The 23265-nt window shown below is 51.1% G+C and carries 16 protein-coding genes; 8 read left to right on the forward strand and 8 right to left on the reverse strand.

Annotated elements, in window-relative coordinates; genetic code table 11:
• Positions 1 to 142 precede the first annotated feature (142 nt).
• Entirely contained in the window at positions 143 to 1546 is a 1404-nt protein-coding gene (locus AC2FEE_RS10755) for an Aq_097 family APC-type transporter (RefSeq protein WP_496865080.1), read from the reverse strand.
• A 1184-nt stretch (positions 1547 to 2730) separates the two neighbouring features.
• Between AC2FEE_RS10755 and AC2FEE_RS10760 the strand changes: the two genes are divergently transcribed.
• Positions 2731 to 4071, forward strand: coding sequence for a mechanosensitive ion channel family protein (locus tag AC2FEE_RS10760; protein ID WP_496865082.1), 1341 nt, complete (start codon positions 2731 to 2733; stop codon positions 4069 to 4071).
• Positions 4068 to 5681, forward strand: coding sequence for a mechanosensitive ion channel family protein (locus AC2FEE_RS10765; protein ID WP_496865084.1), 1614 nt, complete (start codon positions 4068 to 4070; stop codon positions 5679 to 5681). The genes AC2FEE_RS10760 and AC2FEE_RS10765 overlap by 4 nt, the downstream gene beginning before the upstream one ends.
• Before the next feature lie 417 nt (positions 5682 to 6098).
• Here AC2FEE_RS10765 and AC2FEE_RS10770 read toward each other — a convergent pair whose 3' ends face one another.
• A complete protein-coding gene (locus AC2FEE_RS10770) occupies positions 6099 to 8750 on the reverse strand; it encodes an AsmA family protein (protein WP_496865086.1) in 2652 nt (883 codons plus the stop codon).
• Between the two features lie 422 nt (positions 8751 to 9172).
• Between AC2FEE_RS10770 and AC2FEE_RS10775 the strand changes: the two genes are divergently transcribed.
• The 4 genes from AC2FEE_RS10775 (at position 9173) to AC2FEE_RS10790 (ending at position 12764) form a co-directional block, all read left to right on the forward strand.
• Positions 9173 to 9442, forward strand: coding sequence for a potassium channel family protein (locus tag AC2FEE_RS10775; RefSeq protein WP_496865088.1), 270 nt, complete (start codon positions 9173 to 9175; stop codon positions 9440 to 9442).
• A 181-nt stretch (positions 9443 to 9623) separates the two neighbouring features.
• Positions 9624 to 10703: an AI-2E family transporter gene (locus tag AC2FEE_RS10780; RefSeq protein ID WP_496865090.1), complete on the forward strand. Its 1080-nt coding sequence runs from the start codon at positions 9624 to 9626 to the stop codon at positions 10701 to 10703.
• Entirely contained in the window at positions 10700 to 11764 is a 1065-nt protein-coding gene (locus AC2FEE_RS10785; RefSeq protein ID WP_496865092.1) for an HlyD family secretion protein, read from the forward strand. Before AC2FEE_RS10780 ends, AC2FEE_RS10785 begins: the two co-directional genes overlap by 4 nt.
• The gene (locus AC2FEE_RS10790; protein ID WP_496865094.1) at positions 11754 to 12764 is read left to right on the forward strand and encodes a DUF2955 domain-containing protein; all 1011 of its coding nucleotides are present in this window, start codon (positions 11754 to 11756) and stop codon (positions 12762 to 12764) included. Before AC2FEE_RS10785 ends, AC2FEE_RS10790 begins: the two co-directional genes overlap by 11 nt.
• Positions 12765 to 13091: 327 nt before the next feature.
• Here the strand turns inward: AC2FEE_RS10790 and AC2FEE_RS10795 are convergent, their stop codons facing one another.
• Positions 13092 to 14618 carry a DUF1214 domain-containing protein gene (locus tag AC2FEE_RS10795; protein WP_496865096.1) on the reverse strand — a complete coding sequence of 509 codons (1527 nt, stop codon included), beginning with the start codon at positions 14616 to 14618 and terminating at the stop codon, positions 13092 to 13094.
• A gap of 403 nt (positions 14619 to 15021) precedes the next feature.
• A complete protein-coding gene (locus AC2FEE_RS10800; RefSeq protein WP_496865098.1) occupies positions 15022 to 16776 on the reverse strand; it encodes a tetratricopeptide repeat protein in 1755 nt (584 codons plus the stop codon).
• A 428-nt stretch (positions 16777 to 17204) separates the two neighbouring features.
• Here AC2FEE_RS10800 and AC2FEE_RS10805 point away from each other — a divergent pair, with 428 nt between their 5' ends.
• Both AC2FEE_RS10805 and AC2FEE_RS10810 read left to right on the forward strand, forming a co-directional pair.
• The gene (locus AC2FEE_RS10805; RefSeq protein ID WP_496865100.1) at positions 17205 to 18161 is read left to right on the forward strand and encodes an isopenicillin N synthase family dioxygenase; all 957 of its coding nucleotides are present in this window, start codon (positions 17205 to 17207) and stop codon (positions 18159 to 18161) included.
• 76 nt (positions 18162 to 18237) lie between these two features.
• On the forward strand, positions 18238 to 18738 hold the full coding sequence (locus AC2FEE_RS10810) for a methyltransferase family protein (RefSeq protein ID WP_496865102.1): 501 nt from the start codon (positions 18238 to 18240) through the stop codon (positions 18736 to 18738).
• Between the two features lie 305 nt (positions 18739 to 19043).
• Here the strand turns inward: AC2FEE_RS10810 and AC2FEE_RS10815 are convergent, their stop codons facing one another.
• The 4 genes from AC2FEE_RS10815 to AC2FEE_RS10830 all read right to left on the reverse strand — a co-directional run bounded on the left by AC2FEE_RS10815 (position 19044) and on the right by AC2FEE_RS10830 (position 23144).
• Positions 19044 to 20327 carry a TRAP transporter large permease gene (locus AC2FEE_RS10815; protein WP_496865208.1) on the reverse strand — a complete coding sequence of 428 codons (1284 nt, stop codon included), beginning with the start codon at positions 20325 to 20327 and terminating at the stop codon, positions 19044 to 19046.
• Between the two features lie 61 nt (positions 20328 to 20388).
• Positions 20389 to 20925 (reverse strand): TRAP transporter small permease, encoded by a 537-nt coding sequence (locus AC2FEE_RS10820; RefSeq protein ID WP_496865104.1) that lies wholly within the window; start codon positions 20923 to 20925, stop codon positions 20389 to 20391.
• A 96-nt stretch (positions 20926 to 21021) separates the two neighbouring features.
• Complete coding sequence (locus AC2FEE_RS10825) at positions 21022 to 22071, reverse strand: TRAP transporter substrate-binding protein (protein WP_496865105.1); 1050 nt, start codon at positions 22069 to 22071, stop codon at positions 21022 to 21024.
• A gap of 23 nt (positions 22072 to 22094) precedes the next feature.
• Positions 22095 to 23144 (reverse strand): diaminopropionate ammonia-lyase, encoded by a 1050-nt coding sequence (locus AC2FEE_RS10830; protein ID WP_496865107.1) that lies wholly within the window; start codon positions 23142 to 23144, stop codon positions 22095 to 22097.
• Positions 23145 to 23265: the final 121 nt, after the last annotated feature.

Here is a 23265-nt window from a genome sequence, read left to right on the forward strand (position 1 = left end):
ATTGGTGTTCTGGGTGCTAAAGGGTCAAATTTCCAGGATCTGCGAACCTTCAGCGCATAAAAGCGATGAGGCGAAATCCACTTCGTTTGAACATAAGTGAGTGTTGAAAGCGTTCGGTTTCCATTCCCTAGCGCAATCCTGCTCAACCGGCTGGAATCCCAAATACAAAGACCGCTCCGGAAACAACACTCAGCGCGAAAAAGGCGGCTGCTTTTTTCTCGTCTCCTTTGCGCTTACGTGCAGCTTCAAATGCGACCAGGCATTGTAGGGCGTAAAACAATGCAAAGGCACGGCTTGCCAAGGCAATCACCTGGTCAACATCAGTCGACCACAGAATGCCAATTCCGACCAGCGCAATTAAACCATAGGCGTGGCTGGGGTTTACGCGGTCATGAGTAATCTCGCCGATCAGGCCGGCATCCCCAATACTGTCTGCAACAGATGCGCTAAATTGGCTGGCTGTCGCAGCTATTGTCAAAGAAATCGGCAGTATGCCTGCTACCAATGCCGAGACAGATATGACAGCGGCAACTCCCTCTCCCTTAGAAAGGTCTATCAGCAGCGGCGAAAGGAGTATGAAGAAGACAATGTAAATGACCCCAGAGAGCAATTGCGCATTCCGCATCGCCTTAATTCTGGTCTGCGCATCAAATTCTTCTCCCATGAATCTTGTCGTTTCAAATCCCTGCACAACGATCAATAACCCTAGAAGAACGGGAAGTGACTTAAGCTCGAATTTGCCAGCAGCTGACAGAAAGTCGCCCGGTCCGACGATCTTCCCGAATGCAAAAACCGCAAGAGCCGCAAGAAATCCAGCTATCACTGATAGATTTAAAGCTGTCGCATAGCGTTCAACGCGGGCAACTTTTTGCGCTCCACCACTCCAACCTAATAGCCCAATCACCACCAACAGACTTATCGCGATGGGTTTTGCCAACTCTGGCCGGTCAATATTTGCGCCCTGAAGGACAAAGTGCCCGAGTAGGGCAAGGTAGTAGGAAACGGATATGAAGTAGGCAAATGCAAGAACAATATGACTGAGTTGCTCAATCGAATGCAGGACATGATCTTTGTCGGCTGCCAATTGTGGTTCGACAACTCTGATGTTGTAGCGGATTGTCCATCCAATCAGCATTGCCACCAGAATTAACAGCGCCATCGCAAGCGCAGCAAAGCCCCCAAACTCCCGGGCAAGCAGAGGGGCAGAGACGAGAAAACCGCTCCCGATTATTGAGGCGAGCGGGGTAACAGTGGCGCGCCAAATCGCGGTTCGTGAAAACGAAGCGAACAACAATCCGGCAAGAACGACTGCTCCAATGGCCACAAAGGTAATTGTCGGTATCAAATCAACAGGTCTTTCCAGTTCGAGCGTGTTCTTCGCCTCTCGAGGAATTCTATCAGAGTTAACTATTTCTAACTGTGTTTCGGCCTTTTCCCTATGATAAATCCAAGCATTGTTTTTTCGGCTGTTGTTGAGAAGATAGACATTCCCGGCAAAGCGAGGGGTCGTTAGAAACTGGTGCGGGGCGTGTTGTACGCCCCGCATTTGTGACCGGGATGGTCTACTGGGAAGCACGAGTGCGCGTGAAACTCGGAACAACGTCTCTAGTTTGCAGGTCTTGCGACAGCACGGAAGTAATCGCAGGGTAGCAAAGTGGCGCTAGGGGCAGGGCATTCTGCTGATCAACTTAATCCAAGGAAGACAGACTGCGCTGATATTTAGGCTACGAAGAGGCCATTCAGGCAATTAGTGCACCTGGGACACCTCCAGATGTCAGTGATCGTTCCAACGCGTGCTGACAACGACGTGAAACGCCTGAGAAGGCGAAACATGGAAAAGCGCTGAGAATGGTTGCGAAGAGCGCTAAGCAGTCTTTTGTTGCAAGCAGGGCAAAACAAAGTGGTGAAACAAATGCCCGCGCTGTCATTTTCTGGGATGATAGACAACGCGGGCCATAGTCTGGTCTTGGGACTGACCAGACTATCTGGAATGGGCGGTAAGGCACGGGTGGTCAACCCGGCTGGTATGAACACTGAATGACGCCACTATTGTCGAAGTTCGTAACCGACTACTTGCACGACTAGACCCTGTCTTCCGAGATGGGCTGTAAGCTTGAATACGCGATCAAATATCCAATACGCGAGAATATTTTTCTTTCCGCGCGTAAAAAACCTTGAATTGTTGCATTTTGAATGCAAGTATTCGAATGCGTGGCAAATTCGAATTACCTCTGTTGCTCTCGCATTCGCCAGACGTGTCTGGTTACCTCCTGGAGGCGCAAGTGAGCGGCGTCGCCAGGAGGTCATTTATTTGTTGAGCAGTTCAATTTACAGTAACTCGTTTTGAGTTGTGCAAAGTAGACTTGACCCCTTTCGAGCGTAGGTCAGTTTGCCCGAACAGATGTCATACAGAAATTCGCATACTTTCTGGGCTTCTCTGACCCGAGCAATTTCAGAGCAGCGTGTAAGTGATGGACTGGAAAAACCCAAACTGAGCTTCCCAAAACCACAATTCAGAGGCCTTAGTTCGAAAAACCGAGGGGATGTGCAACCGCGTGCCGAAAAAAAGCGGTCAGAATATTCAATCAACCAAATCGCGTAATTGGCTTCCGCCAAAGTTTAAACGCACAACGAAGATCAATGCATTAGAGTATTCGATTTTGAATATAAGAGTGGATTTGTTGGCCGTCAGTGTGGTTTCTTCGGTGCCAAGTGAAGGGGGACGGAGAAATGATACGACCACTAAGAACCTGGTTGTTTTGGTTATTCCTTTGTGTTTCAGCGATTTTGCATGCTGTTTCCGCCAACGCGCAGGAAGCTCCGGTTGAGCCAGAATCTGCGGATGGTCAGGAAACCGTGGAGGTGACGCAAGACAAACTTGTAGTCGAGGTCACTGATGAATCAATCTCTGCGGATGACTTGGAAATCCTGCTTGTCCCTTTGACTGCGAAAGAGCTTTCTGAGGTCGCGGGCACTTGGCAAGGCTACGTGCGCTCTCAACTCGAAGATGTCGCTCAAACAAGTCGCAGCCTTCAGTCTGCGAGTGGCAAACAGGAAGACACCCTGCGGTCACAACTGGCTTTTCAAAGTGAGTCAGGATCTGTTTTGCTGAACAACTATCGTATCGTGCTTGAGGCGTGGGCATTAAAAGGGGCCAAGGAGGACGATCTGAAGCCCCATACGGACTATATTCTTGCATTGAAGGCGGGCGTTCTCAAAACAACAGACATTCAAACGTTGCTACAAAATACGTGGGCTTGGTTGTTTTCTTGGGATGGTGGTGTTGGTCTTTTGATGGCTGCTCTGGGTGTTTTGCTGGCAGTCTGGGCCATGATGTTTGTCGCACGGATGGTGCGCCGCGTCACCGAACGCGGTCTAAACAAAATTCCGACTATTTCGAGAATGCTGAGGCGGTTCATCGCGATGGCAGTGTTCTGGGCGGTATTCGTTCTTGGGATTCTGGTTGTTTTGGCCTTGTTTGGCGTGAACGTCACACCGCTATTTGCCGTTCTTGGTGGCTTGTCATTCATCCTGGGCTTCGCGCTTCAGGAAACATTGGGCAATCTTGCAAGCGGCCTGATGATTATGGTTTTGAAGCCGTTTGATACCGGCGATTACATCCAAGTCGGAGGATCGTCCGGTTTTGTCGATGAAATGTCTGTGGTTTCAACGAAGATCCGTACGTTCGACAATCAGGTCATTATCGTTCCGAACAGTAAGATCTGGGGAGACGTGATTACCAACGTAAGCGCCTCGGCAGAACGCCGGGTCGATTTGGTTTTTGGCATTGCCTATTCCGACAACGCCGCCCAAGCAATCGACGTTCTCAAAGAACTAATTTTGAAACACAAGCTTTGTTTGAAGACACCCGAACCCGAAGTGTTCGTAGGCGAGTTGGGAGACAATTCAGTCAATATCTTCTGTCGCCCTTGGTCCAAGTCTGATGACTACTGGACCGTCTATTGGGACCTGACAGGGCAAGCAAAGGAGCGGTTTGACGCAGAGGGAATTTCGATACCTTTCCCACAGCGCGATGTTCATCTGATACCCGTAGAGGGAGCAAAATCATGAGAGCTTTTGCAGTTTGGTTCACGACTGTTTTGTTTGCTGGCAGCGTCGCGCTCGCGCAGTCGGAGGAAATACTTGCACCGCCTGAAGAACAAGATAATCCCGAGTTTATTGCTCCAGTGACTGTCGACGGGGAGGAGCTGTTTGTCGTTCGTGGCTCCAGCGCTCTTCCGGCGACTGAGCGAGCCGACAAGGTTGTTGAGCGCATTTCCGAGGTTGGCGATGCATCACAGAATTCAAGCGTAAATGTTGAAATCATGGACTCCGAGTTCGGGAAACTCATCAGAGCTGACGGCCGAATGATTACAACGACGACCCAAGCGGATGCCCAATACGAACAGATGGACGTCGAAAGTTTGGCTGCACTACAGGCCGCGGCTATTGAAATTGCGATCCTTCAATATCGTGAAGCGCGATCCAATGAGGGGTTAGTAGACAGTGCGATTGCCGCTGTGGCCTGGACGGCTATTTTCGCGCTGGTTTCCTATGCGTTCTTTGCCAAACGGCGAAAGCTGTTGGACTACATCAGAAGCAGCTTGGAAATGAGAGCAGAAGGCTTTGAGGAAGCAACAAACTCAATCTTGAGAAGTAAAGCTATCGCGTCCATCATCGTTTACGCAATCCACATATTGATGTGGGTGCTGTTTCTCTTCTTCTTCTACTATTACCTTTCTCTGGTACTGCTTTCTTTCGCTGAAACGCAGGGTATAGCTCAAATCCTTTTGAAATACGTCAGCGAGCCGCTGGTTACTGTGGTTCTGGCCATTGTCGGATACATTCCCAATCTGATAATGCTTGCGATCATCGCTGCGGTGACTCGGTTGGGAATTCGAGGTCTCGACCTTTTTTTCGACAACGTCGAGAGCGGTGCATTCCAACTGAAAGACTTTGAAGATCATTGGATTGCCCCGACAAAAATGCTGTTTAGGGCTTTGCTGATTGTTATCGCGTTGGTGTTTGCCTACCCTTATATTCCCGGATCTGACTCTCGTGCATTCCAGGGCCTGACTATTCTTGCCGGTATCATGGTATCGTTGGGATCGAACACAGTCGTCTCGAATATGATGGCCGGTCTGTTTGTCATCTATAGACGCAGTACCAATGTAGGTGATCGAATTCAGGTCGGTGACAAGGTTGGCGACGTAACTGAGATCAAACTGATGGAAACACTCATCAAATCGATCAAGAACGAAATGATCAGCATTCCAAATGCGCAACTGCTCAATTCCGAAGTTGTGAATTATTCCCGAAAAGTGGATGGCCGCGGACTGTTGGTTCATACAACCGTGGGAATTGGGTACGAGGAGCCTCCACGGAAAATCAAAGCGATGCTGATTGAGGCTGCACATCGAACTCAAGGGTTGAGAAAAAATCCGGAGCCATTTGTGCTCTGGACCCAGTTGGCAGATTACGCGATCAACTATGAGATCAATGCCTACACTTCTCGTGGATCGAGCCTACCAAAGATCTTATCGGATCTGCGTGAGAACATTGTCGACGTGTTCAATGAAAACGGAACGCAGATAATGACTCCGTCATACATAGCTGATCCGCCGGAACCCAAAATTTCATCCGAGGACTGGGATGGAAAGCTTGCTCACGTATCTGAATAACAATTCACCTGGTTCATCCACGAAACTACACGATCGCATGACTGCGGTTGTTGGATTGGCTTAACTGAAACTGGGCATTCAGGTCGATGGAGCAACTTACGCCGCCATCGCTATTGTTTCCGGTGTAGTTAACAAATTGGCTGAAAGATCCGCGGGCTAGATCAACGTCGGTGTAGGTGGTGACTGCACCAGTGTAGGTGTTTGTGAAAGTGGTCGAGTTTTAGAGCCATGGTGACCTAGAGCGCGTTGCTAAGCCCCAAGACATCAATTGTGTTGTTTGGGCCAGTGTTCGGCCAGATGCGGAATGCGGAACCGTTGCTGTCTGCATTGACTAAAATGTTAGAAACGGACGTTGTTCGGAAGCATTGTCTGCCTTCTTGAACCCTAGAGTTGTTCTTAAACTGACTGCCTCCACTACTACTGCAGTTGCAAGATATCCGGAACGCATAGTTTTCTTTTCGCCGGCATTTTGTCCGCACCATCCGATCGTTTCAGTCTTTTTGGTCCGTCTTTGACCTTAACCTTCGGCTTAGCCAGCGGTCCCTTTAAAGTCACTGGCCAGGGGCTTTTCGAAAGAGGTTCGCCGATTTTGCGGGGCTGTAGATTTAGGTCCAGGGCCTTGCCCGCCAAATCAACAGCGCCAAAGACGACAACCTGGACGTGATCTGTTTCCAACGTCGTTTGTTTCGTCGAGAGGTTTCCATTGGAAATACTAATCGGCGCTCGCAAACATACGATTGGAGCTACCTTTTGTTTTTCCTTGGTATACACCCAAGGTAGCACCCCAAGGCCTGCCAAATCTAAAAGCTGGGTTTCGATCGAGCCATCACGCAGTGAGACTGTGGCGTTGCCGCTCATTGTGTTGGCAAAATGCCTGGGTGAATCGGTTCCTCCGGTCACCGAAAAGCCTGCATAGACCGTACCGCTCGCGCCCTTTTTGAAGTTAAGATTGTGGAGAATATCATCCAGCTGCCAGCCACCTGCTTTACCGGTCAAAGTGAGCAGGTGCGCGTCCTTTGACAGATCCATTTGCCCACTGACGTCGAAATGAGCGCCTCCGTATTCAAACTTCAGAGGTCCAGCCTTAAGCTCGTTTTTGTTGAGCGTCAGTTCGCTCTGCAAACTGCTGATGCCCTTGGCACCCTCTATGTGCCGAAGGTCAACGTCGACATCCATATCCATACCGGACAAGAGAATTGAACGCCCGATAGGTTTAAGCGTTACATCTCTTAGCGCACCTTGGTCGTCATCGTCTTCTTGCTTAGTTTCTTCCTCTTCCGGCTCTGGGCCGCCTATTTTCCGCAACTGTGCGGCAGCCTGAACGATGGTTCGGATCTGATCTATCTTTATCAGGTCACTCTCTATGGAACCCTTCAGTACAGGGTCGCTTGTTGCATCATCAAGATCGGCGACAATTTCCAGGACAGAGTCGGCAACTTCGACATTGGCACTCGCTTTCCAATCGGTGCCTTCGCTAGCGAGGTCAATTTCAAGGCGAGCCTGTCCGGTTTCCACGCGATCAAGCGATAGTGCCTCCAGAAGATCTGCACCTGATGGGACTTCGACATCAATTGCCAAATCCAGGTCCTCGAATTTGAGTACATTCTTGACAGTGCCATGTACTTCGAGGTTCCAGACTTCCGTTTCGCTTGTCTTTCCATCCAAGTTTGTCAGCGAAAGCTGATTGATATCGCCGTTCAAATGGAAGTCACCGGAAAACCTGCCAAGCTGGTCGTCTGGTCCCAACAATTCTGGCGAGATCAAACTGGCTGCCGGAATATCCATTAGACCTTCTGCTGATATTCCTTGCAGCTGCAGCGCGTCATCGACCGAACCGTTCAAAATGATAAACGGATCAGCAGGGTTCCCAATTCTCAAGTTGATGCTTCCGACCCTTAAGGCGCCTTCTGATGTTCTGGAAAGCTCGGAGAACTTTACCGGGGGTGGACCTTCGCCAGACGTGTCCAACGTGAAGCCGTTGGTCTTAATGACCATTTGTCGCTGCGGAACCTGCCCGGGCACGCTGTCGATAACCATGTCGACCGCGATAAGTTTAAGATCATATCGCGATGCGGCTGGGGCTGGCTCGGCATCTTCGGGGTACAACCTAATGCGGGTTGTCAGCGATACGTCTTCCGGGTTCCCCAGTTCTCCGATCTGCCCCGTCAGCGAAAGGCTTTGTCCGCCTTCTAGTTCGGCCAACACAGATAGGTCGTCAATCCGTGCTACGCCGTCGACCGATTTGAATGTTGCACCAATATTTCCTGTACCTTCCAAAACCCTGTTAAGCTTCAGGATATCGAGAAGCTGGCCAAGTTCGGCAATCTCTACGGTCGTTGTCACTTGCAGACCGTTCTCTTGGGGGGTTTCCTCGGCGAAAATAGAAATCTGTTCAAAGTTCACCGCCACTTGAAACGGGTCTTCCGCGGGAAATGTCGCGTTCAGATCAAACTTCTCTCCGTTTAGCGAACCGGCCCCAACTGCGGTCGCAACATCGGTTTCCGTATCACGCTTCAAAAGCAACTCAGGAAGCTTCAGATCCAGCTCAAGCCCGTTTTGGTCATTCTGATAAAGAACGGTGATATCGGTCAGGTCGATTTCGTGGTCCGTTAGAATTCCGGTCACTGGCAAATTTGGAGGTTCAGCAGGTTTCCCGGCTTCAGCTTCCGATTGGGAAATGGACTGCCAGTTTCCGGCGCCGTCTTTGTCTGTGATTAGGTTCAGGTGAACGCCTGAGAGCGAAAGGCCACTCACCGACAGTTTACTGTTCCAAAGATCACGCGCGGAAACTTCGAACTCAATCCCGTCGATTACTGCCAGGTTCACATCAACATGCTGAGAACCGGCTAGAACCAGTCCTGCCGCTGATACCTGCAATTTCCGACCGAGACCCAGACGCACTTCATCTTCTATTCTAACGTCCTGACCAAGTTTCTTAGAGATCAGATTTTCGACGAAAGTTGCCCTGACAGAGGAAAACAATGCAGAAGTCAGGAAAAGCCAAGCTGCTACCACAGCGACAAACGCGACAGCACAACAAATCAAAATACCCTTGGTAACGTATCGCACGTTCTTCTCCTAATATTCCGATTCATCCCGTGGGCAGCCTAGACCATTTAGTTTTTATGTTAACAGAATATGCGGACGGTAACTGTTCTGAACTCTGAATGATCTTGACCGAATAGCTGAAATTTTTGCCAATTTGCTCGAACCTCTAAGTAACGGGTAAAGGACAAACGCTGGGTTTGTGCAGCACACACAATTTCCAAACAGCTGGCTTGAAGTGAGTTTCAATAGCCAGAAACGGACAGTTGCATGAGCTTTGGTTGTAGCGGCTGGACGCATCTTCCAAACTACAGGCAGTCAGATTCCTTATTTTTTTCACATTAATCTAATTACTGCTATATGTGAATTCGTCAATCAACGAGGACCCGATGAACTCACTAACCAGAATAACACGAGGGATAGGCGTAGCTTTCAAGGACGGCAGAGTGAAAGGCATTCTTGCCTTCACAATTGGAATGATTTTATGGGCCTCAGTCTTTTACCATTTTGTCGAAGGTTGGAGTTGGCTCGACTCAATCTACTTTTCTGTAGTGACAATTTCGACCGTGGGATTTGGTGACTTCTCACCTGAAACCGCGGCAGGAAAGATCTTCACAATGGTATACATCATCGTGGGCCTCGGTGTCTTCGTGACCGCGGCGACCACAGTGGCAGATACGATCTTGTCTCAAGACGACAAAAAAACTGACAAATAGATTATCCCCAATTCAGCCAAGCTGAGTTCATACGCAGGTATTAGTTTGACTGCGCACCTCAAGCTGTGGCCCGGATTCCTTTGTGTCTTCAAGCTGATAGGCGAACGCCTGAATCTGAATAATATATACACATTATGTTTTTTGAGTGTAATGTTCAGAAAACAAGTAGTGGAGGGATGGAATGGAAAAGACCCAGGACGCGAAGATTGTCGACCTCGCGATACGATTGCTCTTTCTCGGATTATTCCTCTACAGCGCCCTGGTCATGGTGGCCCCGCTTGCAAGCGTAGTCATCTGGGCAACGATACTATGCGTCGCGCTTTACCCGGCATTTGATTGGCTGCAATCCAAGCTGGGAGGACGTAAGAAGCTTGCCACAACAGTTATCGTTCTGTTGGGCCTTGTTCTGACCCTGGGGCCAGTCGCAACTGCGGTGTCTGGTGCTGCAGAACTAGGGTCTGAGTTTGCGGAACAGGCAGACAAGGGTGAGTTGAAAGTCCCACCGGCGCCTGAGGGCCTCAAGGAATTGCCATTGGTTGGAGACAAAATTGCCGATGTCTGGGGGATGTTTGAGCGCAACCTTGACGGCGCGCTTGCAAAATACGGCACGCAAATCCTCGAGATCACCAAATCGCTTTTCGGAAAGGTGTTGGGCATCGGCATCGGGCTTCTTGGCTTAGCACTGTCCGTGTTGATTATGGGAGCATTATTCAGCCCCGGGCCAAATTTGGTCCAGGGTCTTCAGCGCTTTGCCAACCGTGTCTTCGCACCGCGCGGCGGTGAATTCGTAACACTGGCCGGCGCAACGATCCGAAACGTGACAAAAGGCGTTATTGGCGTAGCAGCCATTCAGGCGGTCTTCGTTTGGATACTGTTGGCTTTGTTTGGGATTTCTTCGGCCGCCACGCTGGCATTTATCTGCCTGATACTCTCGATTATCCAAATCGGGCCCGGATTGGTTCTTATACCGGTAATGATCTACGCATGGAGTTCCATGTCCGGCGGAACTGCTTTGATCTTCACCATATTGGCCGTTCCCGTCATGATAATGGACAGTTTCCTACGACCCGTGTTCATCTCAAAAGGCCTTGAGACTCCCATGTTGGTCATCCTCATCGGTGTTCTCGGAGGTATGATGGCGTATGGTTTGATCGGCGTCTTTATGGGGCCGGTTCTCTTCGCTGTCTTCTATGAGCTGTTCAAGGTTTGGATTGATACCTCGCCCGAAGCCGAGAGCGCTGCCGAAGGTGCGGCAAAATGAGGAAGACGATATGGACAACCTTGGCAGTCATTCTGATTTTTCTTGTTTGGTATTTGGTCGCTGATCGGAAAACGCCATTTACCGGGAACGCCAGAGTAAAAGCTGTGGCTACCCAAATCGTACCTCAGGTGACAGGAACGGTAACTGAAGTTCTGGTAGAAAATGGACAGGTTGTTTCGGCGGGTGATGTTCTGGTTCGAATAGATTCCAGACCCTACGAAATCGAACGTTCGAAGGCGGAAGCTGATCTTGAAGCGGCGACCCAGGAGGTAGGCGCGTCTTCAGCAGAGGTAAGTGCGGCACAAGCCAAACTAGCAAGGGCGCAGAGTGATCTGGATACGATGCGCATTCAAACGGAACGCGTATTTGCGCTCGAAAAGAAAGGGTTGGTTGCCGTCTCAAAGGCTGATGATGCACGCGGGCAATTGGCAGAGTCTGAGGCAAACTTTGAGAACGCAAAAGCGGATCTGGAAAAAGCAAAACAGAGGCTTGGTGACGACGGGATTGAAAACCCGAAAATCCAACGTGCGTTGGCGGCCTTGGCGGATGCAGAACTGAACCTTGAATGGACGGAACTGCGTGCTCCGGCAACAGGTGTCATCACTAATCTGCTGATAGCCCCCGGAACGTATGCGCGATCAGGCCAGGATCTATTGACGTTTCTTGATGCAACGGACGTCTGGATCGAGGCGTATTTTACCGAGAACAACCTGGGAAGAGCTTCGATAGGGTCTCCGGTTGATGTGGTTTTGGACATGCATCCCGGTAAGATTGTTCCGGGCGTCATCGAGAGCTTTAGCGCGGCCGTTTCCCTAAGTGGCGGTGATGAGCCCGGGCAACTGGCGAGTCCGCCAAGTACCAAAGGTTTCTTGCGGGATCCGGAGAGGTTCCCAGTCAGAATCGTTTTGCCCGGCTATGAAGCCGGAAGCACCGAAGATGATCTTCGCTTTCAGCTGAACGGGCAGGCCGATGTGATTATGTATCTAAGCGACAACTCGTTGTTGAACCTCGTAGGTCGCACCTACATCCGCTTGGTCTCAATTCTGTCCTATGCGTACTGAGGACCAACGCTCAGTCTTCCGGCTTGCGCTGGGTGTTACCGGAGTTTTTTCACTAGGCCTGTTCCTTGGGTGGCCGCTCGCTGTTGTCGGGGCGGTGTTCACTGCCCTGTTTCTGCAAGCACCCGCCGCATTGCCTCTGGCAGTATTTGCCAAGCTGTTTGCCTTCTCAATTGGGTTGATGTTCATTTCATTTCTGTTGTCATCAATCTTCTCACCATATCCGCTCGTATTCCTCATTCTGGTGGCCATTGGAATAATTCTGTCTTTCATGTGGTCAGTTTCCGGCGCCGGAGTCTTACCCGGTGTCATAGCTCTCATGGGGGCGTTGATGATTCCGAACCTGGTTCTGCAGTCACAGGATCTGGCTTTGGTGCTAGTGTATTGGATACCTTTGAACCTGCTGTTCGCGGGTTTTGTATCAACACTGATGTTTGTGCTTTTACCCGCTGAACCTCAAACACCCGCTCAAAAGAAAGCCGCATCGTCACCAGACTTCGACCCACATCGCCGCATAGTCAGGATGTCGCTTGTCACAGTGCCTTTTGCTATGGCGTTTTTTGTTTCCGGCGCTTCTGCCTTGCTGGTTCTGTTTTTTGTCGCGCTGCTGAGCCAACAGCTTGCGGCGATGCCTGCCGCGGGTAAAACCGTTGCAAAAGCTATGCTGACGGCAAACCTCCTTGGGGCTGCGGTGTCCATCGTTTGCTATGAAATAAACGTAATAGCTCCGGTTATTCTGACGCCAATTCTGCTATGTTTTTTCTTCTGTCTGTCTCTTGGAGCACTTGGAAAATCTCAAGTCCCGCTCGCCGCTGCCGCCGGCTCCGCTATTACAACGGCTCTGATTGTATATGGCGGATCGGTTGCACCGTTTTCAGACGAGGCTGACGTCAAGAGTATCACTAGAGTTTTGCAAGTTGCCAGCGCCGCCTTTTTTGTAATCATCGCATATGTAGTGGTGGATGAATTCTGGCCGGAAAAAGAGCGCCAGACATCTCAATGAAGTTAGTGGCGTGGTGCTGAAACAAGTAGAATTCCCAGTTTGACCACTTTTGTAAAACTCATCCGGGCCGAAAGACGTCAGCTTTGTCCACTTGGCGGTCATTCGCAAAAAACCTTTCCAAGTCCCGCTGACATCGACAAGCAGTCATTCAGACACAAAGCAGCGAACGACAACGTTGCACCCAGATTTATCAATGCTGCGACAGTCGGCATCAATGCTCAGACACCGGACTTAGCAATGTTGAGAGATAGCCCCAATCCAGACTTGTTTTAATGAATTTTTTCCTGGCGCGGGGGAAAAGGACTCCCGAAAGGGCCCTCCAGCTTCTTATTGCTTTGAAATGTTCTCAACGTCGTTCAGCATCCAATTCTTGAACCAATCGTCGCTTTCAGGACGGTAAAGGCGGAACAGGAAGAACCAATCGTTAGCGTTAGTCGCGCTCTTTGTGGTCACCCAATTGGCCTCAAATCCTTCGGGTACTTCGTCGAGGTTCGGAGCATAGTAAACGTCAACGGACCCGTCTTCGTTTTTGACCATGTTGTCCAAGTCCTTAGTTGAAGCCCCCACACGATCAACACCGCGGTTAAAGTTCTTGGTTTCCATGTTATACACGATGGCTGACCAGAAATCCTCGGCGGGCACATCAGCGGGAACGTTGAGCTTGTAAGTATCTTCACCGTTGAGCATGTTCCCATCTGAATCTCGCAGACCGGTCAGATAGAACGTAGCACCACCCAGTTCACTCGGCAGAAATGTCACGTAGAAATATGTCGCGGCTCGTTTGTCGATAAGGATCTCTGCACCATCTTCAAACGGGAATCCCATCTGAGCTTGGGGCCCAAAGTTCCAGAACGACCACTCAGAGAGTTTCTCACCATCTTTGACCCATAGCGGGGCAACAGTTTCACCCTCGGTTATGAACTTGTTCTGCATGTAAGCGTAGGCAAGTTCCAGACCTTCAAGCGCAGCTTTCCTCTGGGTTGGCGTTGGATCAAACGCTTCACCTTTCTTGATGCCGAAGCTTTGTAACATCGAATACATGGCGCGGTCCTTCTCGCGGATCGGGTTGTTCTGCACCACATCGTTAATGTCTTCGATAAAAGTTATGTTGTAGTATGGCAGACAGTCGTAAGCGAGCTCGGTCGCATCCAGGTAATGCGTAGGCTCGATTTCACCATTAACATCTTCTTCCAGCGAGTAGATTTTTATCCCTTTGGCATGATCGCCAGCTTCGGCGTGAGTAGCGCCGTTCAGGAGTGTTGGGCGGAACGAAAAAGATGCGTCATGCGTATCAAAATTGGGTACAATTATGTATCCCTGCGCTTGCAACTCTTCTGCCGTGCCGAACGCGTTATCATACTCAGGCGGAAGGAATAAGTACTTACCACCTTTGCCCTCGTCAGCGCCTTTGGAACCGACGTCAACCATCGGTACGTGCCATGCCGAGATGAATGAACCGAAGTAATCCACTTTGTCAGTCATTGGGGGGACTTCAACAATCATGGGGCCGCCCTTGACCGAGATCGACCCCCATGCATAAGCCGTTGTGTCATTGGCAGTCAGAAAGCCTTTTTCGGAGCCGAATGGCTTGGTCACAAAGTTAACCGTATCGTAGTCTCCACCAGCACGTATGGTCGCCTTGATGAAGTCTACTTGGGCAACGGCGGGCATGTAGTAGATCGCGGCCTGAGTAGCACGCTGCACCATGATGTCGTACTCGATGTCAGTGTGCTCGGCAGAGCGCGCAAGTATGTCACCGGTGTCGCTAAACTCTGAGTCAGTGGGCGTAACAGCAATCGACGCGCCAACTGAAAGAGAAAATGCGAGAGCAGTTGAACCAAGTAGTTTATTCATTGATCTAGTCCCTGTAGTTTTTCGCGGCCAGTCGATACAGCGTCGTGATTGTGACAATTTTGACGTAACTAGCTAAATATATGAATCGCTAAATGGCAATGACATACAGAGCTGCATTCGTGGCTGCTTTGGGCCGCAAGCGATCGTCTGATGAGTTGATCAGAATGTCTGCTTCGTCCGCGTCACTGCCATTAGCCATCTGGTTTTGTACGTCCGGATTGTACGGTTCGTGACGCGCCACATGAGCGATAGGCTGTAATCTAATCAACGGAAGGTGAGGACTCTATACGGTCGTTCTCCATTACCCGTTTAGAGGTCGGCTGTTGCGGACAAAGTTGCCTTTCGCTGCGCGCGCATGAACGTCCGTTATCGTCACGTTGCCAATTACATCATTCGACAAATATCAACGCATTTGCGGGCTGATGTTTTCCCAATTGCAGTTGGAGTCTGCAAGACAATAGCGCAATGACGCTTTAGTTTTATGATCATACCGCCCATGCCAGCGGCCTTCGTAATGACCAGCGATTTCCATCATCTCCTGAAGGTTCCAGATGACACTGTTATCTGCAGCCGACAGTGACTCATCCCATATCAACAACGCTCGGTCAGACTGCCCGCGATCATCATAAATTGACTTCAACTGAAAGAGTGTTTCGATATGTAATGCATCATCATGTCTCGAAGCTCCTTCGCCTGAGCCAATCAAACGAAGTGCCTCTTTATAATTTGCCAATGCCTCGTCAGTGCGTCCCAACTCTTCGAGAATCTCGCCACGGGAAGTCCACTGCTGATTGTCTTCGGGTACATGTTCAATCCAAATGTCTAGCGTCTCCAAGGCACCTTCCAAATTATTCATTTGTCTCTGAAGGGCAACTTTCTCGCCCATGACAACGGAAAACAAGGAAAGGAATTCCAAGCCTTGGTAGCGAACCTCTCTGGAGGCACATGCTTTACCAGCTAGTTTTAGATCTGATCCGCGTTCGAACTGGCGAATTTCAATCTGTTGATAATACTCCGGGGTTTTGACCAGTACTTCGAGTTCGGAAAGTGCTTTATCGTATTGCCCGATTATCGCATATAGCCGTGCCCGCTGCAGCATTAGATACTCAGGATGCCTTGCCGAACCTATCAATTGGTTCAGAACGTCAAGTGCTTCGGGATATTCACCATTCTGTGCAAGAGTAAGATGTTGCACTAACAAACGACCTGTATCGTAAGGGTCGTCAGCGTGAGTTTCGTCTGCCAACGTATCGTGGAACTGCGCCCTTTCTCGTGCAACTGTTTCAAGTTGTCTTTCGATGTCACGCATTCGGCGAAGCGCAGGGCAATAAGTTGGGTCCAACTGCAATGAGGTTTGCAAATCTGAAATCCCGGCTCTCACATCCCCCGCTTCCATATTCAACCGACCGCGCCAGTACCACGTCCAAGCTGTATTCGACCCAAGCTCGATAGCGTTGTTGATATCCGACAGAGCATCTTCGCGTTCACCCAGCTTCGCCTTAACCCACGCACGGTCCTTCCATAGTAAAACGATTTGTTCATCATTCGCGTGTGCAGCTATCGCCTTGTCCAGAACAGCCAATGCACCTTTAAAGTCATTTTGATCAGCGAGCAGTTCTGCCTTTTCTTGAAGTGCCATTAAGTTGTTGGGTTCATGGCTCAAAGCCAAATCAACGTCAGCCATAGCACGGCGGTTTCTTTCTAGATTTCGATACGCTCTGGCGCGATATGCATAGGCATTCAGGAACGGACCACTTGTAGGGGCAATTCGATCAATTACTTCAGTAAAGTCCGCCGCAGCTGCTTCGTGGTCTTTGACGTGCTCCGACAACAACATACCGCGATTGAAGAATGCTGCGGTCTTCGCCGGGAAAAATTCTATCGCCTCATTGTACAGTTCAAGTTGAAGTTCCCAGTCCTCTCGATTGCTCATGAAAGCCCACCTAAAAGCGGCGACACCGCGTTCGGTGTCAGACAACTCATCTGACGCAAGCGCGGCTCTGCAACTTAACGTTGCCGTTTCAGATGACTGTGCATTCAAACAAGCATGGGCTACGGGATGCAATTCGGTCAACGCCCCGCCTCGGAAGGGCTTGTAGATGACCAACCCGACGGCACAAGCAGCTATGAGGACAGACAGGAGGCGGATTCTATTCATTGAAATCATCTGGTTAGAATGCTCAGTTTCAAAAGGAGGTGCGATCTATATCGACCAACACTCAACAAGTTTCGGATTGCTCGGGAAAAACGGCTATAATATGGCTTTTCTCGTGGAAGGTGGAATAGGCCGTCATTTGCCAAAGTGCGGAACACCGTCAAGTTGGGCTTTCTGCAGACCTTCTCCGCAGCGCAGGATGCTCCAAAACTCAATGGTTTATGCCATTGGCGAAACCGACCGTTTTTGCCCAGCCGCCCGGTGGTGTTTTAAGGTTGATCGGGGAATTTGTCCGTCATAGCCTGCTGTCCATGTCAAAGTTCATCCATCTTGTCGTCCTCGAGCGTCACAGCGCTCATCGCAGAAAGCGTTTTGCCGGATAGCAGGCCTCCATTTGCACACTTTGTAGCAATACACTTTGGAGACCTCAGATGACTGAATTTACTGATATCCCGGTGCTTGATCTGGCGCCACTGATCAATGGCGAAGACACATCCAGCCTTGCCTTGGAGTTTGCCAAAACCTACGGCGAGACCGGGTTTGGCTATGTTGTCAATCACGGCGTGGATCCTGGCTTACGTGCCGCCGTGTTTGCCGCCTCGAAGAAGTTTCATGCGCTGCCTGAGTGCGTAAAGCAGACAATCACGCTTGATAAATGCCATCGCGGCTACATCGCCATTAATACCTCTACGGATGTGAATTCCGACCTGGCCAAAGTAACCAAACCAAACCAATCCGGGTCGTTCATGATGATGCGCGAGGACTCAGAGATTGACCCTGAAGTATACCTGTCTGGGCCAAACCAGTGGCCGGATCTGGAAGGATTTCGTGAGGCGTGTGAAGCCTATGCCGAGGCGATGACCGTGTTGGGCCGCAATCTGATGGGGTTGGCATTGGACGCGATCGGTGTGACGGATTGCTCGTTCCTAGCCGCATTTGAAACACCAACGATCTGGTTGCGTCTGCTCCACTATCCGCCGCAACCTCCGCAAGCCCCCGATGATATGTTTGGATCCGCACCGCACAGGGATTTTGGATGTTTGACTTTACTCGCACAAGACGACGTTGGCGGGTTGCAAGTGCAGACACCTGCCGGTCTTTGGGTGGATGCACCTCCAATCGAAGATGCATTCGTGGTCAATGCCGGTGATATGCTGCACCGCCTGTCCAACGGAAAGCTCTTGTCCACCCCGCACCGGGTGATCAATGCAACCGGACGAGAACGCTATTCCGTGCCGTTCTTTTACGACCCTCATGTCTCTGCGGAAATTGCGCCTCTCCCGCACACAGGCGATGCAAGGTTTGGCCCATTGAACTTTGGAGAATTTTTGAGGAACGAACTGGAAGCCAGTTATGATGCGCATCAGACCAACCAGTCGAATCCATAGAATGCACACAGTAGGCGGCAGGGCAGCGCAGAAAATGACAAACACGTTGTGTTGAGGATCCTCAGTGTTTTGGCGCATGACTAAGGCGGTGCTTATCCTTCCGGGAACAGCGCTGATCTATATCCCGATATTAATCCAATGGCTCGGCGACTGTTGGCCATTCGACGAAAGCGTGGGGACGCGCCTGCATTGGGCAGTAGCAGCAGTTTTGGCTTTCCCTGCGCTTGCTTTGGCTGTCAAGACGATGAAACTGTTTGTTCTGGAGGGGGATGGAACTCCGGCGCCGTGGGATCCACCCCAAAGATTTGTAGTCAGCGGGCCTTATCGCTATGTTCGCAATCCCATGCTTTCATCGGTCGTTCTTTTGATAGTGGCGGAAGCAGTGGCTCTGAACAGCCCGCTCTTGCTCGGTTGGGCAACTACGTTTTTTTTCCTAAATACACTTTACTTCAAATTCGTGGAGGAACCGGGACTTGAGCGGCGCTTTGGTGAGGGCTACTTACGGTACAAGGCGGCAGTGCCACGATGGGTTCCCGTATTGAGTCCGTATGAGCCCCCAGACGCCAACGGCAATTGAAACGCAAGTTTTGTGCACTGAATGTGAACTGGTTCAAAATTTGGATTCACGGTCGTCGCGAACAACTGTATTTTAATGCTGCGACCGCGTTAAACGACGGCTAGTGTAACAAAGCAGAAATTGGCGAAGGTCGCATTTCCCCAAGTTGAATACCTACGGGCTGGTGTGTCGGTCAGTTGCGGGGGCGTGTGACATGATGGCTTTTACCTACCACAGTATTAGGCGAAGCCGACCTGCCTGGGTCCTGAAACGACAGGTCGATGCGGATGACCAATCTAAGGGCTAGCCATCCGCTTTTTGCATTTTCAGAACGCCGCGAGATCTCGGAGGAACAATGCGATGCCCGGAAAAAAGATCAGCAACGCCGTCATCAGAGCCAAAATAGCGAAGAACGGCAAAGTCCCCCGGATCACTTCCAGATAAGGTCTGTTGAAGATTGCAATCGCCGTGAAAATATCGCAGCCAAAGGGCGGTGTCGCCGATCCAATAGCCATCTGAAGTGTGACCATCACTCCGACGAGAACCGGATCAAGCCCTGAGGCATCGACAATCGGTACGAAAATCGGTGTGAGGATGACCAGCACAACAAGCGAATCCACGAACATGCAGCCCACAAAAAAACAAAGGGCGATGATGAAGAGAATGTATTCGTCGGAGGCACCTTCGAGGTTGAGCGGCTCCAGCAGGCCCTGGGGTATTTGTTCGAACGAGATATACCAGGAAAACGCCTGACCAATCCCGACAAGAATGAACACGACTGCGGTGATCAAGCCGGTGCTGAGCGCCGAATCCAGTACATCGTTGAGCTTCAGTTCGCGGTAGATCACGCATTCGACGATCAGCGCATAGAGGACCGAAAACGATGCCGCTTCTGTTGGGGTGACGGCTCCGGAATAGATACCACCAACGATCAATACCGGAAAACCCAGCGGCAGGACGGCCCTGCGGAAAGCCGCCCTTCGCTCAGCAATAGACTTCTTGGGGACAAGCGCGATCTGCTCGCCTTGCAGGACACTGTAGAAGTAACAGTAAATCGAAAACATGACTGCCAGAACAACTCCCGGACCGATCCCCGCAATGAACAATTCACCGACACTTGTGTTGGCCAATGTGCCGTAAAGGATCATCCCGATGCTTGGAGGAATAAGGAAGGCGATGTCACTGGCATTGATGATCAACGCCATCACGAAATTGTCCTTGTAGCCTGCCTTCAGCAACTTTGGCCGCATGATCTGACCGATCGAGACCACTGTCGCTTGGGTCGACCCCGAAACCGAGCCAAACAGCGTGCAACTGATACAGGCCGTGATAGGCAGACCGGCTCGGCGATGCCCTACATAGGCTTCGATCAGGCCAAGCAGGTTGTTGGCAGTATGACCTCGCGCCATGATATCAGCCGCAAAAATGAACATTGGCACAGCGATGAGCGCGTTCGGCGAAATGCCGGTTACCATTTGCTGAATGATGACGCCGGTATCACTCTGCGAGAAATGTACGAGGCCGATCAGGGTCGCAACTGCCAAGGGAACGACCATGGGGTAACTGAGAAAAAGCAGCACAACCATCGCCACTACCAGAGTAAATGTGATGACGTAGATATCCAGCTCACCGGCCACGATATCCCCGAGAAACTCAAGGAAACCTGGCATGTCAGACTCCAATCTCTACTGCGTCGCTGTCCTCGACCTCATAAGAGTGCCAGGCGCCAGCGTGGGTGATATTCATGATGAAAGCGATCAGGTACTGCAGGCTGGCCATGAAAAGGCCGATCGGGATCACGGAGTAGATTACATAGACCGGAAATTGCAGCGCCGGGCTCAGCCGGTTAAGTTCTTTGATCTCCAAAATATAGAAAACGGATTTATACGCCAGATATGCCAGCAGCAGGCTGGTTGTGATCGAGATCAATGTCAGGACGGCTTTTTTTGACCGACGGCTTAGTGTATCGTAAAGCGCCGTCATGCGGATATTCCGGCCTTTCCGGACCGCATATGCAAATCCGAAAAAGGTCACACTGACGATCAGGAACTGGTTCAATTCTTCGGAAAAGAAAAGGCTTTTACCAAAGGCGTAGCGACCAATTGCGTTGGCGGTCGAGTTCATCATCATCAGTAGAATGGCTAGAATGATAACGAATTTCTCGATGAATTCGGTGCCCTTGCTCAAGGTGAGCAGCAAGGATTTCATGGACTTCCCTCCCTAGGCACGCCGGTGGGCGTACCTCTAAACGAAAGACGCGACGCCAGAACAGGACGCCGCGCCCTTTAGCAATGTCAGCTTTTGCTACGAAGCGTTTTCGACCTCTTTGAGCAGGCTCTCGAGGATCTTCTGGGCACCATCACGCGCACCGGGTTTCTCGGCGTCGTCATAGGCATTTTCGACCACATCATAGAAAGTTTCGTGCAAGGTGGCGCTTTGGGCTTCGAAAACGGCGCGCTCTTCTTCGGTCAGGACAATGACCTGCAGATCAGGACGTTCCGCCTTGATCTTGTCCATGTTCTCAAGGTTGATCTTGATCTGGTAGTCGTGCGCCGCCTGTTCGGCTTCGGCGATGGCTTTCACTACCATTTCCTGCTGATCGGCGGGCAGACCGTTAAACCATTCGCTGTTGGTTGAAACGGTGCCGACATAAGGCAGCTGACCCGGGAAAATCAGGTAATCCTGAACTTCGTGCCACTTGGCGTTGTAGATGAAGTAGATCGGGTTCACCATGCCGTCGACGGTCTTCAGCTGAAGCGCGCCATAGACCTCGCCCCAGGACAGCGGCGTCGGATTGGCGCCGAAAGCCTTGAAGGTTTCGACGGGAATAGTCGAAGTAAAGGTGCGGATTTTCTGACCTTCGAAATCCGCGGGGCTGCGGATCGCCTTGTTGGCACCCCAGGCCATATCACCCTCAGAGATCATGGTCAGCAGCTTGAGGTTCACTTTTTCGAACTTCTCGCTCAGGTTTTGATAGATAGTTGGGCTGGTCGTCAGAACTTTGCGGATCACGTCGATATCGCCGCCCAACACGTAAGGTAAATCGAGAACCTGCGCCTCTGGCACATATGAGCCAAGGTGACCGGTACCGACTGAAACGAATTGGACGGTGCCTTTCGATGTCAGTTCAACGATGTCGTTCTCAGTACCCAGCTGCCCATAGTAGTAGATGCGCACCTTGATGTCGCCGTCGGATTGTTCCTTGATGCTTTCTGCAAACGCCTGAGCGAAGATATCCTGCACGTCGCCTTTGTCCTCTTCCGAGGCAAATTTCCAGGTATCCGCAAAAGCCGCGGTCGAAAGGCCGGCGGCGAGCACTGCCGAAGTGAAAAGCTTTTTGATGGTAGAAATCATTCTGTTGGTCCTTTCTTGCCCGCTCATGCGAGTCCTTCTGAGATGATGACGAGAGGGCGCGTTTCCTCGGCGTACCCTTGTTCGGTGGTTCTCTTGCGCAGGGCCCCGTAACCGGCCGCACCTGACGGTGTGGTCGAGATACCAAGGACGGTGACAGCTTCAGCGGCTGCCATGCCTTCTTCTTCGGAAAGGGTTTCGTAGTTCACGTCGCAGCGTTCGAGCACTTCCCAGGCCACTATCGAGGGTTCCTTGCAGTCAAGGCGACCCATGTTTGAGTCTGGCCCGTCACCGCGGGATGGCTTCCCGGCCAAACTGCTTGTTTTCAGGCAAGCGGCTGCACTGGGTTCGACGACGATCAATTCAGGCTGTTCCGCCCAATTCAGGCGGATCATGTGGGACATCGCGGCGGCAAGCCCACCGACCCCTGCCTGAAGATAGACATGTGTCGGCCAGACGCCGGAGGCTTCGAACTGCTGGCGCATCTCCTCGGCGATGACGCAGTACCCCTCCATCACCAGTTTTGGGATCTCGGTGTAACCGGGCCAGGTTCCGTCGGCCAAAAGCGTGGCACCCGTTGTTTCAGCGTCGGCGATGGCCGCTGCGACGCTTTCGTCATATGCGTCGCCTGAGCGGACCACTTCCGCACCTAGTACTCTGAGCCGATCGCCAAACCCTTCGGGCACGGTCTTCGCAAGGTAAATCCGGGCCTTCGCCCCCATCGCACGCGCTCCGGCTGCAACGCCCATGCCGTGATTGCCCGCACTGGCGCAAACGAAAGTGTGAGTTTCCGCGAAGTCTCGAAAATCGGCATCCGCCATCCGTGAGAGGGACAGCGTTTCACCCGTTTTTTTCTGCCACGCCTCCTCAAGAATGCGCGCAACGGCGTAAGGTGCACCCAACGCTTTGAAGGCGCCAAGTCCCATGCGCTGCGTTTCATTCTTGGCGTAAACGCTCAGACCACCAGGACCTTTGAATTCGATCAGCGGTGAAACGGCATAATTCTCCTGTGCCTGAAAAAACTCCAGAGCGCGGACGAAGTCCGGTGCAAAGTTGAGGTTATCGGTACGTGTCATGTGCTTTTCATCCGCTTTTATTGTGAGGAGAGATTTTGCATGACTCGTCGGTTTCAAATTTTCGTATTTGACCTTATTCTTGATAAACACTTTCACTCTTGGCCGTTGGGGTGCGGAGATT

The organism is Ruegeria sp. YTSC199, assembly GCF_059609725.1.